We start from the raw sequence: 13,480 nt of genomic DNA, 5'->3' as shown, positions 1-13,480 counted from the left end.
TAGGTCTAGACTAACGCCTTTGTACCAGTTGTTTCCACTGCAATAACAAGCTTTCCAGCAATAACACCCGATTCAGGTTGGCCTTGCCCAACAGCATGCCGCGATGGGCCAGCAACCAGTCCTGCCATTCCTGCAAGGCGAGCATATCCACTCTGTCGGCCATATAGCCGAGGACTTTATCCATATCGGCATTGGTGCACAGCTGACCGACACCCTGACGGTATTTCAGCAGGTCCAGCGTCCAGTCACAAAACCAGTCCAGCAGCAAGATCAGGGGCACGGCTTTCCAGCGTTCAGCCAGGGATGATGCCCCTTGCTCACCTTTAAGCAGTTGTTTGATCCCGGCGACAACCTCGGCCCGCCAGCTCAAGGCACCCTGAGCATCCAGCTCCAGTGCGCGCAAGGGAGCACCGGCAGACATGACAAGCAACTGTTCCGCAGCCTCCTGACCCAGTTCAGGCTGCGCTTGCTGCAGCCAGGCCAGCGCAGTAGCCGCATCCGGTAGCGGCAGGCTGACCTGCTGACAGCGGCTACGGATAGTCGGCAGCAACTGGCTTGGCTGATCACTGATCAGCAGCAAATAGGTATCTGCGGTCGGCTCCTCCAGCGATTTCAGCAAGGCGTTGGCGGCATTGTGGTTCATCGCTTCGGCCGGATGCAGAACAATGATCTTGCGCCCGCCCTGCTGGGCAGTCTGCGCCATGAAGTCCACCAGCTGACGCACCGCATCCACCTTGATCATCTTGCCGGTTTCTTCGGGTTCCAGCAGTAGCCAATCCGGGTGAGTGCCCGCCTGGGCCAGCAGGCAATTACGACACTGTCCGCAGGCTGGGCCGGGTACCGGCTGACTGCACAGCAGGCTGGCAGCCAGCGCATTGGCGTATTGCCGCTTGCCGATACCCGCCGGGCCGGAAAACAACCAGGCATGTGGCTGTTGCTGGCGACTGACCCGCTGCTGCCAGTCAGCCAGATGCCAGGGACAGGGCTGCGCGGCATCAGTCATGCCAACGCTCCAGAATCTCTTCGACCACGGCGTGCAACTGTTGCTGAACTGCGGACAGCTGGACGCTGGCATCAATGACGCGGTAGCGCTCCGGAAAGGCGGCGGCGCGTTCCAGGTAAGTGCTGCGCACTGCCTGGAAGAAGTCCACATGCTCCTGCTCGAAGCGGTCCAGGGCGCTGCGAGCCCGGGCACGCGCCATACCGACTTCCACCGGCAGATCAAAAATCAGCGTCAGATCAGGCCGCAGGCTACCCTGCACCCAGTCCTCCAGTACCGCAATGCGCGCCGGATCAATCCCCCTGCCACCACCCTGGTAGGCATAGGTGGCATCGGTAAAACGGTCACTGATGACCACCTTGCCGGCTGCCAGTTGCGGGCGAATCAAGCTGTTGAGGTGTTGCGCACGGGCGGCGAATACCAGCAACAACTCGGCATCGTCGTCCATGCGCTCACTGTGCTGACTGAGCAACACCGAGCGAATTTCTTCTGCGACCGGCGTACCGCCCGGCTCACGCGTCAGCAAGGGTTCGCAACCCGCTGCTCGCAAATGCTCTGCCAGGTAGTGCAGATTGGTGGACTTGCCTGCGCCTTCCGGTCCTTCCAGAGTTATGAACAAACCACTCATGGCTGGCTTTCCTCTGCCGGGGGATTAGGCGCCGGACTCGAGCGATAGTTGTCCGCCCGGTTCTCTATCTGATAATTGCGTACCGCGCGGTTATGTTCGCGCAGATTGTCGGAAAATTTGTGCGTGCCATCGCCGCGGGCAACAAAGTACAGGCTGCTGCCCGGCTCGGGATTCACTGCAGCCAGCAAGGCCTCACGACCCGGCATGGCAATCGGAGTGGGCGGTAGTCCATCAATGGTATAGGTGTTCCATGGCGTTGGTTCACGCAGATGACGGCGCAGAATGCGCCCTTCATAGGCATCGCCCATGCCATAGATCACCGTCGGATCGGTCTGAAGTCGCATACCAATGCGCAGACGCCGGGTAAACACCCCGGCAATTTCGCCGCGCTCATGGGGCGCACCGGTTTCCCGCTCAATGATCGAGGCAAGAATCAAGGCTTCGTAGGGGGTCTCGATGGGCAGGTCGTCCGCGCGCTGCGCCCATACCTCTTCCAGAGTGGTTGCCATGCGCTCATAAGCCCGTAGCAGTATGTCGCGATCACTGGTACTGCGGGTGTACTGATAGGTATCCGGAAAGAAGCGCCCTTCCGGGTGTTCACCGGCCAGGCCCAGTTCGGCCATGACCTCTTCCGCAGTCAGTTCCAGCGACAGGGTTTGCTGCAAGCGTTCAGCGGTTGCCAACACCTGGCGGAACTGCTGAAAGGTCCGACCCTCAACCAGGGTGACCTGACGGCGGACGACATCACCCCGCTGCAGCATGCCGAGCAGTTGCTGCGCGGTTATTCCGGCCGGCACCTCGTATTCACCCACCTGCAGCACTGCTTCCGGCGTCTGAAACTGCCAGTATCGTCGCAACCATTCGGCCCGCTGCAACCAGCCATCGCGCTCCAGTGAAGCCAGCAGACGCCCGGGAGAGGTTCCGGGCTCAACCTCAAGGGTCCGCGGTTCAGTGATAGCCAGGGGTTGCGCAAGCGTCTGCTGCAAGGTGAAGTACCCCCAGGTCAGCACGCTGCCAGTGGCAACGACAAGAAAAATCAGTAGCAAAGCGGTATATTTAACGAAAGCTTTCACAGCAGAACCTGTTGCGCCAGGGCTTGCGCCTGACGAGTGTGAGGGCCGATAGACCACTGTTGACTGCCCAGCCCGATAACCGGCCAGACACCGAAAACGCTATTGCAGCAGAAGACCTCACTGCTGGCCAGCAATTCAGCCTGAGTCACCGGCCGCACGCCAACCGGCTGCCCCACTGCGTCCAGTTGCGTGCACAGGTAATCACGCATGACACCTTGTACACCACACTGATCCAGCGCCGGCGTCAACCACCCTCCCTGGTAGCGCAGAAAAAGATTACTCACGGTGCACTCTACGGGCGCGCCCTGCTGGTCACAGACCAGACCTTCGGCATAGGCAGGATCATCCCACTCCGCCCGTGCCAGCACCTGCTCAAGTCGATTGAGGTGTTTGATTCCGGCCAGCAAGGGCTGCTGGCCCAGACGAGTGGCACAGGGATACAAACAAACCCCCTGCTCGGCATGGGCGGGCGGATAGGCCGGCAAGGCAGCCACCTGGACAATACGCCGGGGGCGCTGGGGCTTTGGCAAGGCATAGCCTCGCTGGCCGTCACCGCGAGTGAGGATCAGCTTCAGAATACCGCCACCCAGCTGCAGCGCGAGCTGCGACAGCTCTTGCGCCAACAGCCGGGTATCACAGGCAATGTGCAAACGGTCTGCCCCGCGACTCAGTCGCGCCAGATGCTGTTCCAGCAAGGGGATGCGACCCTGTGCTACCCGCAGCGTCTCAAACAGCCCGTCCCCATAGGCCAGCCCGCGGTCACGCACATTGAGCTCCGTGCACGGTTGGCCATCAATCAAGGTGAAACCCGGGCTGAGCTCGACCATGGTGCTCCTCAGAGGCGGCGGAAAACCAGACTGCCGTTGGTACCACCAAAACCGAAGGAATTCGACACGACGACCTCGAGCTTGCGCTGTTGAGCCTCGTGAGCCACGTAATTGAGGTCGCAGCCATCATCCGGATCATCCAGGTTGATAGTCGGTGGCGCAACCTGGTCACGCAGTGCAAGCACACTGAAAATGGCTTCCACGGCGCCGGCGGCACCCAGCAAATGGCCAACCATGGATTTGGTCGAACTGATTGCCAGGTCGCCGGCATGCGCACCAAATACGGTTTTCACTGCCTGCGTTTCGGCAATATCACCTGCTGACGTCGAGGTTCCGTGGGCATTGATATACCCCACTGAATCCGGGTTTACCCCGGCATCCTTGAGGGCATTGGCCATACACTTGGCTCCGCCACGACCATCTTCCGGAGGGGCCGTCATATGGAAAGCATCGCCACTCATGCCGAAACCGATCACTTCAGCGTAGATATTGGCGCCCCGCGCCTTGGCCTGCTCGTACTCTTCCAGCACCAGGGCACCGGAGCCGTCGGACAGTACAAACCCGTCGCGACCACGGTCCCAGGGGCGGCTGGCACCCTGTGGATCATCATTGCGCGTTGAGAGTGCCCGTGCAGCACTGAAGCCACCCAGCCCCAACCCGGTCGTAGCCATCTCCGAGCCACCGGCGACCATGACGTCGGCCTCACCATAGGCAATGTTGCGCGCCGCCATACCAATACTGTGCGTACCTGTGGTGCAGGCCGTGGTAATTGCATAGTTGGGGCCTTGCAGGCCATATTTGATCGACAGGTAGCCGGCAACCATATTGATGATCGAGCCTGGCACAAAGAAAGGGGAGATTCGTCGCGGGCCGCTGTTCAGCAGCACCTCAACGTTTTTCTCGATATTGGTCAGCCCGCCAATGCCGGACCCCATGGCAACCCCGATGCGATCGCGGTTGGCATCGGTTATATCGAGCCCGGAGTCAGTCAAGGCCTGCACGCACGCGGCAATACCGTATTGAATGAACAGATCCAGCTTGCGCGCTTCTTTCGGCTCCATATAGGGCGTAAGGTCAAAATCGCGTACCGACCCCCCGAAACGGGTACCAAACGCGCTGACATCCATATGCTCGATGGTGGCGATGCCGCTTTTGCCGGCCACCACACCCTGCCAAGTCTGCTCCACGGTGTTGCCCAGAGGGGTCAACATACCCAAACCGGTTACCACGACGCGTCTACGCGACACAGCGCACTCCTTATTATCTGCTCTGAACCTGGGCCCCGCTGGCGGCTGACTGTTAATGCCCATCGCCACAGAGCGGGTGCCGAAATTCGGCTTATTGTCCGGATAAACAGGACGGACGGCAACCTTCTCTTGCCCCGGCGGGCTTAACCGACAGCCCGGCAATAAAAAAGCCGCAGCCCCGTATGGGTACTGCGGCTTTTGCAACCTTTCAGTTGACTGCGTGATTACTTCTGGTGAGCGTTCACGTAGTCGATTGCTTCCTGAACGGTGGTGATCTTCTCGGCATCTTCATCCGGAATTTCGGTCTCGAATTCTTCTTCGAGCGCCATGACCAGCTCCACGGTGTCCAGGGAGTCAGCGCCAAGATCTTCAACAAAAGAAGCACTGTTGGTTACTTCTTCCTCTTTGACGCCGAGTTGTTCGGCTACGATTTTCTTGACGCGTTCTTCGATGGTGCTCATACCTTGTTCTCACTCCTGTTTGCAGTGCCGAGATACCGGACTGCACGTAGTTTATAGAAACAATTTGCGACTTTTCAAGCGCGAATCACTTCTACCTGCAAATGGTCAAAGAAAGTCCGCTTCGACCCGGTTGATTCTTGCCAGACGCAAAGCATGCCACGACAGTGGCTGCGTGACCAGCCATTCAGCTCATAAACATGCCACCATTGACCGGAATTGTCGCCCCGGTGATGTAAGCGGCACGCTCATCAGCGATAAAAGCGACAGTCGCGGCAATTTCTTCAGCAGCACCCAAACGACCGAGCGGGATCTGCTCAAGCATGGCCGAGCGCTGATTGTCGTTCAGTTCACGCGTCATATCGGTATCAATAAAACCGGGGGCCACCGCATTCACGGTAATAGCGCGCGAGCCCACTTCCCGCGCCAGGGCACGGGTAAACCCCTCAAGCCCGGCCTTGGCCGCAGCATAATTTGCCTGACCGGCATTGCCCATGCCGCCGACCACCGAGCTGATATTAATGATACGGCCCCAGCGCGCTTTGCTCATGCCACGCAATACGGCTTTTGACAGACGGTAGACCGAGGTCAGGTTGGTGTTGATGATATCGTCCCACTCCTCGTCCTTCATGCGCATCAGCAGATTGTCACGGGTGATACCGGCATTGTTGACCAGAATTGCCGGTGCGCCGAAATCCTTGTTGATGGTTTCCAGTACGCTGGCAATGGATTCGGCATCGCAGACATTCAACTTCAGCCCGGTGCCCTTGTAACCGGCTGCACTCAACGTCTCACCAATGGCTGCCGCCCCCTGATCACTGGTAGCCGTCCCGATCACGGTAGCGCCCTGAGCCGCCAGCGCATGGGCAATCGCCTGACCGATACCCCGGCTGGCGCCGGTAACCAGCGCTACTTTTCCTTGCAAACTCATATCAAACTCCTTGTTCAAGTGCAGCCAGCGCAGCGGCAAGACCGTCAACGCTGTCAATATTGTGCGTGCCAATACCCTTGGCACAGCGCTTGTTCAGACCGCTGAGCACCTTGCCCGGGCCACATTCAACCAAGTCACAGACGCCCTGCTCGGCCATCCAGGCCACAGACTCTACCCAGCGTACCGGGCTGTACAACTGCTCAACCAGTTGCTCGCGCAGGCTATCGAGATTTTCTGCCGGAGCAGCGCTGACATTCTGCACCAGAGTCATCCCGGGTTGCTGCCATTGCAGCGCAGCCAGGTCCTTCGCCAGCTCTTCGGCGGCGGGACGCATCAGGGCGCAGTGAGAAGGCACACTGACCGGCAGAGGCATCGCACGCTTGGCCCCTGCAGACTTGCAGGCCTCCACCGCACGCTGCACTGCAGACGCCTGACCGGCTATCACTACCTGCCCCGGCGCATTGAAGTTGACCGCACTGACCACCTCGCCATTCGCAACCTGAGCGCAAATATCGATGATCTGCTGGTCTTCCAGGCCCAGAATGGCCGCCATTCCGCCCTGCCCTTCGGGTACCGACTGCTGCATCAACTGTCCACGCCGCTCAACCAGCCGAACAGCATCGGCAAAGCTGATGACCTCGGCAGCCACCAGCGCCGAGTACTCACCCAGACTGTGACCCGCAACAAAAGCCGGGCGCACACCTGTTTGTGCGCACCAAAGGCGCCACAATGCCACTGAAGCAGTGAGAATGGCAGGCTGGGTGCGATCGGTACGATTCAGATCGGCTTCCGGGCCCTGCTGGCAAAGTTGCCACAAGTCATAACCGAGCACTTCGGACGCTTCGGCAAAGGTCTCTTTGACCACTGCGTGCCCTTCCGCCTGGGCGGCCAACATGCCAACCGCCTGGGAGCCCTGACCCGGGAAAACGAAAGCAAGGGATTGCTTCATGCCACTGTCCTCGTTGTTGTAAAATCCTGGGCAATCTGAGTGCCCGTTGCGTTGTTGGAAGCCCCGCACGCAGGCGGGGTCACAGTCCGGAACCAGCCAGCCGTTCGGCAATGCGCTGCGGCAAACCGGCCTGACTGATCAAACAGGCGCGCTCAATTGCCGCCGCAAAGGCCCGTTCAGTGGCTGCGCCGTGACTTTTTACTACCACTCCACGCAAGCCCAGCAGGCTGGCGCCGTTGTGCAAGGCCGGGTCGTGGCGTTCACGTACCGGCGCGATTACTCGCCGCAACAAGGGGGCCAACCACCGCATCAACGGCTGCTGATCCAGGGACCGACGCATCTCTTCCTGCAGGTAGTCCGCCAGGCCTTCGCTGGCCTTGAGCACCACATTGCCGACAAAGCCATCACATACCACCACATCCGCCTGGTCGCGAAACAGACCATCGCCTTCTACCGAGCCAACGTAGTTCAGTTGCGGGCAATTGTGCAGCCGTTCGGCTACTTCACGGACACGCTGACTACCCTTGTGCAACTCGGTACCAATATTCAGCAGACCGACGCGCGGCGCCGGCATTCCCGCCAACTCGCTGACCGCAACCGACCCCATGATGGCAAAAGTAAACAGCTGATCCGCAGTACAATCGACATTCGCCCCCAGATCCAACAAATAACAGGCCTTGCCGGCCACGGGCAGAGCAGCCATGAAGGCTGGCCGGTCAACACCGGGCAAGGTACCGAGAATCGAGCGCGACAGCACCATCAGCGCGCCGGTATTACCCGCGCTGAGGCAGCCGGCAGCCTGACCATCACGCACCAGTTCAAGCGCAACGCGCATAGACGCATCGGTCTTGCGGCGCAGAACACTGGCAGGCGGATCATCAGCGAGAATGACTTCAGAGGTATAACGGAAGCTGACCCGTTCAGCGGGTAGCGGGCAAGCAGCCAGGGCGGACTGCAAAGCAGGCTCGGCACCAACCAGAATAACGTCGAGTTGAGGCAGGCGCGACAAACTGCGGGCAATAGCGGGGACAATGCAGCGGGGACCGAAGTCCCCACCCATTACATCAATCGCGAGTCGGACTGACGGGGACAAGACTTATTCGTCGTTGTCCTTGTTGACGACCTGGCGACCACGATAAAAACCGTCCGGAGACACGTGGTGACGCAGGTGGGTTTCACCGGTAGAGTTATCCACCGACAGGGCCGGTGAGGTCAATGCATCGTGCGAACGACGCATGCCACGTGCGGAACGGGACTTTTTGTTCTGCTGTACAGCCATGACGTTTAAGCTCCTGAGCTTTAGGTATCGCGTTTCAACTTGGCCAGCACACTGAAGGGGTTGGGGCGCTCGGCCTCCTCCTCTTCAGGGCCCTCATCCGGCGTAAAGCCGTCAGGGTGCTGACATTTTTCCAAAGGATGCATGGGTACTGCCGGCAATGCCAGCAGCAGCTCTTCTTCAATCAGCGACAGAAGATTGAGCTTTTCATCATCCACAATGACCGGTTCATAATGACGTGGCAGTTGTCTGGCTGCCTCGTCACTGACCACAAACCCGACCTCGCAGCGGCTATCCAGTGGCAGGGTTACACCCTCCAGGCACCGCTGACAGGTCATTTCCACTTGTGCCTGATAATGCCCGTGCAAAGTGGCCAGCCCCTGTTCATCACGTGCAAAGTTCAACACAACGTTGACCTCATCAGCAACCGCATTGACTGCAGCCAGAAGACGGGGCAAACGATCGGCGCTGATTGCCCCTTGCAGGGTGACGCCGCGATCCGCTAGCCGACGCGGATCAATGAATTCGGGTATGGGTCCAGACATAAGCGCGCAATTCTAGGGAGCAGCGCGCCTGCTGTCAAAGCTATTTGGCGCCAAAGGTCGGATTTTTCACGCTAAACTGCCGCACCACGGCAAAAAACGGAGATACCTGCATGCCCGCCCTGCTTCTGGCTTCGAGCTCACCCTATCGGCGCCAACTGCTGGCTCGCCTCGGTCTTGACTTTGACTGCGCCAGTCCGGATATCGACGAAAGCCCGCTGCCCGACGAAAATGCCGCAGCGCTCTGCCTGCGTCTGGCCGAAAACAAGGCTCGCGCACTGGCCCCTGCCTACCCCGAGCATCTGATTATCGGCTCCGACCAGGTCCTGCTGCTGGACGGCGAAGCTGTCAGCAAACCTGACAACCACGCTGCAGCGGTTGCCCAACTGCAGCGCTGCAGTGGCCAGCGGATCCGCTTTTCCACCGCTCTGTGCCTGCTCAACAGTCGCACCGGCAAGATGCAAACGGCAATAGAGCCTTTTGATGTCGTCTTTCGCACGCTGGACGATGCCACAATCGAACGCTACCTTCAGGCCGAGAAGCCCTACGATTGCGCCGGCAGCTTCAAATCCGAAGGCCTTGGTATCAGTCTGTTTGAGGCACTGCATGGCAATGATCCCAATAGCCTGATCGGCTTGCCGCTGATCAGGCTCTGTACCATGTTGCGCAATGAAGGGGTGCAGCTACCCTGACAACATCAAGGGGCGCTGATAGGGGTGCTGAAAACACAGATGCGGCAGGAAGTCTTGCAGCAGCACCTTAATCCAGCGGCTGAAAACCTTCCAGCGAGCAATCAGGGCTATCCAGGCTGGTGAGATCCTCGACCTTCGCTGCCAGCCGCAAAACAGACCCGGGTTGACCGACCCGCGGCAAGAACGCATGCGGCATGCCAGCCGGCAGCAGCAGCAAATCACCAGGGGCACAATCCAGGTAATAGAGCTCACCGGCAGTAAACAGACAAAAACTGCCCCCGCCCTTGAGCAACCAGCGTGCAGTGGGCTGAGCATGGCGATGCACCGTCTGCGCCTGAGCATCGACCTGCTCGGCATAGGCCGGTGGCGCGGTGTGATGAAAGACTTCTGCATAATCGAATACAGCCAGATCATGCTGCTCGACCAACAGGGCGAGGAAGGCCTCTGGCGCTTCAAATTCAGCCACCGGCGGGGCTGCCAGTGAGCGCAGACCGACCGTGAGGCCCGTGAGGTGCCGTTGAATATCTTCGTCGTGGGTCAACACCTTGTCAGGAAACATCAGACGGTCACGGGGATAGATGGCTAACAGGGGCATGCGCTACTCACAAACAGGATTTCCTCCAGTATAGGGACCCGTCCCGGCAACCGAAACCCTGCCTAGCCAATGGTCGCAGATGCCGGCAGCCGGCGCAGCAACAGTATGGCGGCGACAACCACCGCCACACTGGCTATGGCAAAGGTCCAGGCCGGGCCCAGACTATGCCAGCTGTAACCGGCATAGAGTGCGCCACAGGCACCACCCACCCCCGACAAACTGGCATACAACGCCTGTCCCTGCCCCTGAGAAGCCGAGGAAAAGTGTCGCTGGACAAAATGAATTGCCGCAACATGGAAGCTGCCGAAGGTCGCCGCATGCAACAACTGAGCAAAGAGCAATACACCAAGCTGGTCTGCCTGGGTGCCAATCAATACCCAGCGCACGGCCGCCAGCAACAAGCTGCCAATCAGCAATTGCCGCAAGCTGAGCCACGCCAGCACCCGCACCATCAGCATGAACAGAACGATTTCCGCCACAACCCCCAGCGCCCAGAGCAACCCGATCATGCTGCGGCTGTAGCCCAGGGTTTCCAGATGGACGCTGAGAAACGTGTAATAAGGACCATGGGACAACTGCATCAGCGCCACGGCGACAAAAAAGGCAACGACGCCAGGCTGGCGCAATTGGCGCAAGAAAGCGCGCAGGTTACCGCGCACCCGTGCTCCGGACATGACCGTCGGACGTGGTACCCAGAAACTGCACACACTGATCAATACCATGATGACCATCATGGCTGCCGGGTACAGCCCGAGGCCGTGAACATCCATCAGCCCGCCAAGACCAATCACGGTGGCGATAAAGCCGATGGAACCCCACAGGCGAATCTGCGCATAGCGTGCAGAGCGATCGCCCAGATGCTCCAGGGTAATGGCCTCGAATTGCGGCAGGATGGCGTGCCAGAAAAAACTGTGACTGGCCATCACCCAGACCAGCCAGAGATAGTCCTGGCGCCAGAAAATAGCGCTGAACATGATGGCAGTGAGCAATGCTCCGGCGCGCACAATCAGCAAGCGATTGCCACTGCGGTCGCCCAGCCATCCCCACAGGCTGGGCGCCAGGCAGCGCATCAACATGGGGATGGCGATCAGCTCGCCAATGCGTGCCGGCGAATACCCCAGATGGGCAAAATACAAAGCAAGAAACGGCGCTACGCCGCCCAGCAGAGCAAAATAGGCAAAATAGAAACCGGACAGGCGCCAATAGGGCATCAGATCACAACCGGGCTTTAACGCCCGGTACAACCGTCACAACTGACCCAGAACCGGCGTTGTCACCCGCACATCGGCATTCTGCGCCCGATGACGCATAAGGTGATCAACCAGTACCAGGGCCATCATGGCTTCGGCAATCGGTGTGGCGCGAATGCCGACACAGGGGTCATGGCGACCTTTGGTGATGATATCCACCGGCTGACCGAAACGATCAATCGAACGGCCCGGTGTGGTAATGCTGGAGGTCGGTTTCAACGCCAGATGGGCAATCAACGGCTGCCCCGAAGAAATGCCTCCGAGAACCCCACCGGCATGGTTACTGAGAAAACCATCCGGGGTCATCTCGTCACGGTGTTCAGTACCGCGCTGGGCAACCGACGCAAAGCCATCACCGATTTCAACGCCCTTGACGGCGTTTATGCTCATCAGGGCATAGGCCAGCTCAGCATCCAGCCGATCAAACACCGGCTCACCCAGGCCCGGCGGCACACCCTCGGCTACGACGGTAATCTTCGCTCCGACCGAATCCTGGTCGCGGCGCAACTGATCCATATAGGCTTCCAGCTCGGCGACACGATCCGGATCCGGGCAGAAAAAGGCATTCTCGCTGACCGATTGCCATTGCTTGAACTCGATATTCAAGGGACCCAGCTGACTCATATAACCACGCACCTGAATGCCCTGCGCAGCCAGAACCTTTCTGGCGATGGCGCCAGCCGCTACCCGCATGGCGGTTTCTCGCGCCGAACTGCGCCCACCACCACGGTAATCCCGTACACCGTACTTATGGTGGTAGGTGTAATCGGCATGCGCAGGACGAAACTGGTCCTTGATCGCTGAATAATCCTTGGATTTCTGGTCGGTATTGCGAATCAGCAAACCGATCGGACAACCTGTGGTAACACCTTCGAAAACACCACTGAGGATTTCGACCTGATCGGCCTCCTGGCGCTGGGTGGTATGTCGGCTGGTGCCCGGCTTGCGCCGGTCCAGATCCGCCTGCAAATCTTCCGCGCTCAATGCAATGCCCGGTGGACAGCCGTCAACAATGGCCATCAGCCCCGGGCCATGGCTTTCGCCAGCGGTGGTGACGGTGAACAGGGTTCCCAGGGTATTACCGGACATGCGCGCTACCTGCAGTAATGGACAAAACGCAGAGTATACCCTGAGCAGCCGCCAACCACACCCTTTGCACCCGTTCGCTGGCGGCCTCCAGGCGGCCGATGCTGCTATTATCGCTGACTGACTTTCATCCCGGATTCGCCATGCTGGAACTACTGCCTGCCGATCTCAGCCCCGCCATCAGCGTCATGCTGATCGCCCTGGCCTTGTTCACCTCAATCATCACCGCTGCGGTCGGTATTGGCGGTGGCGTGCTCTTGCTGGCGGTGATGGCCATGGTGATGCCGGCGACGGCAATTATTCCAGTGCATGGCATCGTCCAGTTAGGTTCCAATCTGAACCGTGCCTTGCTCACCCTGCGACACATCAACCTGCGGGTGATTGCCAGCTTTGTGCCCGGGGTAATCATCGGTGCCTGGCTGGCCAGTTGGCTGCTGGTCGATCTGCCACTGGCGCTGGTGCAGCTCTGCATTGCTGCCTTTATTATGCTGCTGGTCTGGGGCCCGGCAATCCCGAAACTGACGACCGGTCGCGTGGGCACCCTCATCGCAGCCGGGGTAACCACTTTTATCAGTATGTTTGTCGGTGCCACCGGGCCTCTGGTCGCGGCCTTTATCAAACAGCAACAGGCTGGCGAGCGCTTCTCTACGGTCGCCACTTTTGCCGCTGCCATGAGCCTGCAACATGCGTCCAAGGCCGTTGTCTATGGCGTGGCGGGCTTTGTTTTCCATGATTGGCTAGGTTTGATGCTGCTGATGGTAGCCGCTGGCGCCATCGGCACCTGGATAGGCATCAAACTGCTCGGTCGCCTGAGCAACCAGCACTTCGGCTGGATTTTCAATGGTCTTCTGACTCTGCTTGCGTTACGTTTGGTATGGCAGGCATTGGTATAGATATTGCCCTTTCAGGGCTCGGCGCCATGGTGG

16 protein-coding genes are annotated in these 13,480 nt (G+C 59.3%); 2 read left to right on the top strand and 14 right to left on the bottom strand.

What is annotated here, in order from left to right; genetic code table 11:
- Positions 1 to 10: 10 nt before the first annotated feature.
- From BLU07_RS05805 to BLU07_RS05755, 11 genes are all read right to left on the bottom strand, one after another.
- Positions 11 to 1,003, bottom strand: a complete 993-nt coding sequence (locus BLU07_RS05805; protein ID WP_092385046.1) for a DNA polymerase III subunit delta' — start codon at positions 1,001 to 1,003, stop codon at positions 11 to 13.
- A complete protein-coding gene (tmk, locus tag BLU07_RS05800) occupies positions 996 to 1,628 on the bottom strand; it encodes a dTMP kinase (protein ID WP_092385044.1) in 633 nt (210 codons plus the stop codon). Before tmk ends, BLU07_RS05805 begins: the two co-directional genes overlap by 8 nt.
- Positions 1,625 to 2,701, bottom strand: coding sequence for an endolytic transglycosylase MltG (gene mltG / locus BLU07_RS05795; protein WP_092385042.1), 1,077 nt, complete (start codon positions 2,699 to 2,701; stop codon positions 1,625 to 1,627). The genes tmk and mltG overlap by 4 nt, the downstream gene beginning before the upstream one ends.
- Positions 2,698 to 3,528, bottom strand: coding sequence for an aminodeoxychorismate lyase (pabC, locus tag BLU07_RS05790; protein ID WP_092385040.1), 831 nt, complete (start codon positions 3,526 to 3,528; stop codon positions 2,698 to 2,700). Before pabC ends, mltG begins: the two co-directional genes overlap by 4 nt.
- Before the next feature lie 8 nt (positions 3,529 to 3,536).
- A complete protein-coding gene (gene fabF, locus BLU07_RS05785) occupies positions 3,537 to 4,775 on the bottom strand; it encodes a beta-ketoacyl-ACP synthase II (protein ID WP_092385038.1) in 1,239 nt (412 codons plus the stop codon).
- A 224-nt stretch (positions 4,776 to 4,999) separates the two neighbouring features.
- Positions 5,000 to 5,236, bottom strand: coding sequence for an acyl carrier protein (acpP, locus tag BLU07_RS05780; RefSeq protein WP_092385036.1), 237 nt, complete (start codon positions 5,234 to 5,236; stop codon positions 5,000 to 5,002).
- Positions 5,237 to 5,420: 184 nt separating this feature from the next.
- The gene (gene fabG, locus BLU07_RS05775; protein WP_092385034.1) at positions 5,421 to 6,164 is read right to left on the bottom strand and encodes a 3-oxoacyl-ACP reductase FabG; all 744 of its coding nucleotides are present in this window, start codon (positions 6,162 to 6,164) and stop codon (positions 5,421 to 5,423) included.
- 1 nt (position 6,165) lies between these two features.
- The gene (gene fabD, locus BLU07_RS05770) at positions 6,166 to 7,113 is read right to left on the bottom strand and encodes an ACP S-malonyltransferase (protein WP_092385032.1); all 948 of its coding nucleotides are present in this window, start codon (positions 7,111 to 7,113) and stop codon (positions 6,166 to 6,168) included.
- 79 nt (positions 7,114 to 7,192) lie between these two features.
- Positions 7,193 to 8,206 (bottom strand): phosphate acyltransferase PlsX, encoded by a 1,014-nt coding sequence (gene plsX / locus BLU07_RS05765; protein WP_092385030.1) that lies wholly within the window; start codon positions 8,204 to 8,206, stop codon positions 7,193 to 7,195.
- A gap of 3 nt (positions 8,207 to 8,209) precedes the next feature.
- Entirely contained in the window at positions 8,210 to 8,392 is a 183-nt protein-coding gene (gene rpmF / locus BLU07_RS05760) for a 50S ribosomal protein L32 (protein ID WP_092385028.1), read from the bottom strand.
- A 20-nt stretch (positions 8,393 to 8,412) separates the two neighbouring features.
- Entirely contained in the window at positions 8,413 to 8,934 is a 522-nt protein-coding gene (locus BLU07_RS05755) for a YceD family protein (protein WP_092385026.1), read from the bottom strand.
- 110 nt (positions 8,935 to 9,044) lie between these two features.
- On the opposite strand from BLU07_RS05755, the gene BLU07_RS05750 reads away from it, so the two are divergent.
- Positions 9,045 to 9,623, top strand: coding sequence for a Maf family protein (locus BLU07_RS05750; protein WP_092385024.1), 579 nt, complete (start codon positions 9,045 to 9,047; stop codon positions 9,621 to 9,623).
- 67 nt (positions 9,624 to 9,690) lie between these two features.
- Here the strand turns inward: BLU07_RS05750 and BLU07_RS05745 are convergent, their stop codons facing one another.
- From BLU07_RS05745 to aroC, 3 genes are all read right to left on the bottom strand, one after another.
- A complete protein-coding gene (locus BLU07_RS05745; RefSeq protein ID WP_092385022.1) occupies positions 9,691 to 10,218 on the bottom strand; it encodes a cupin domain-containing protein in 528 nt (175 codons plus the stop codon).
- A 62-nt stretch (positions 10,219 to 10,280) separates the two neighbouring features.
- Positions 10,281 to 11,429, bottom strand: a complete 1,149-nt coding sequence (locus BLU07_RS05740) for an MFS transporter (protein ID WP_092385020.1) — start codon at positions 11,427 to 11,429, stop codon at positions 10,281 to 10,283.
- Between the two features lie 36 nt (positions 11,430 to 11,465).
- Positions 11,466 to 12,557, bottom strand: a complete 1,092-nt coding sequence (gene aroC / locus BLU07_RS05735; RefSeq protein WP_092385018.1) for a chorismate synthase — start codon at positions 12,555 to 12,557, stop codon at positions 11,466 to 11,468.
- A gap of 98 nt (positions 12,558 to 12,655) precedes the next feature.
- Between aroC and BLU07_RS05730 the strand changes: the two genes are divergently transcribed.
- Positions 12,656 to 13,447, top strand: coding sequence for a sulfite exporter TauE/SafE family protein (locus BLU07_RS05730; RefSeq protein WP_197675069.1), 792 nt, complete (start codon positions 12,656 to 12,658; stop codon positions 13,445 to 13,447).
- Positions 13,448 to 13,480 lie beyond the last annotated feature (33 nt).

It is taken from the genome of Halopseudomonas salegens, from assembly GCF_900105655.1.
In the GTDB taxonomy this organism is placed as follows: domain Bacteria; phylum Pseudomonadota; class Gammaproteobacteria; order Pseudomonadales; family Pseudomonadaceae; genus Halopseudomonas; species Halopseudomonas salegens.
This window is presented reverse-complemented; position numbering and strand designations above follow the sequence as displayed.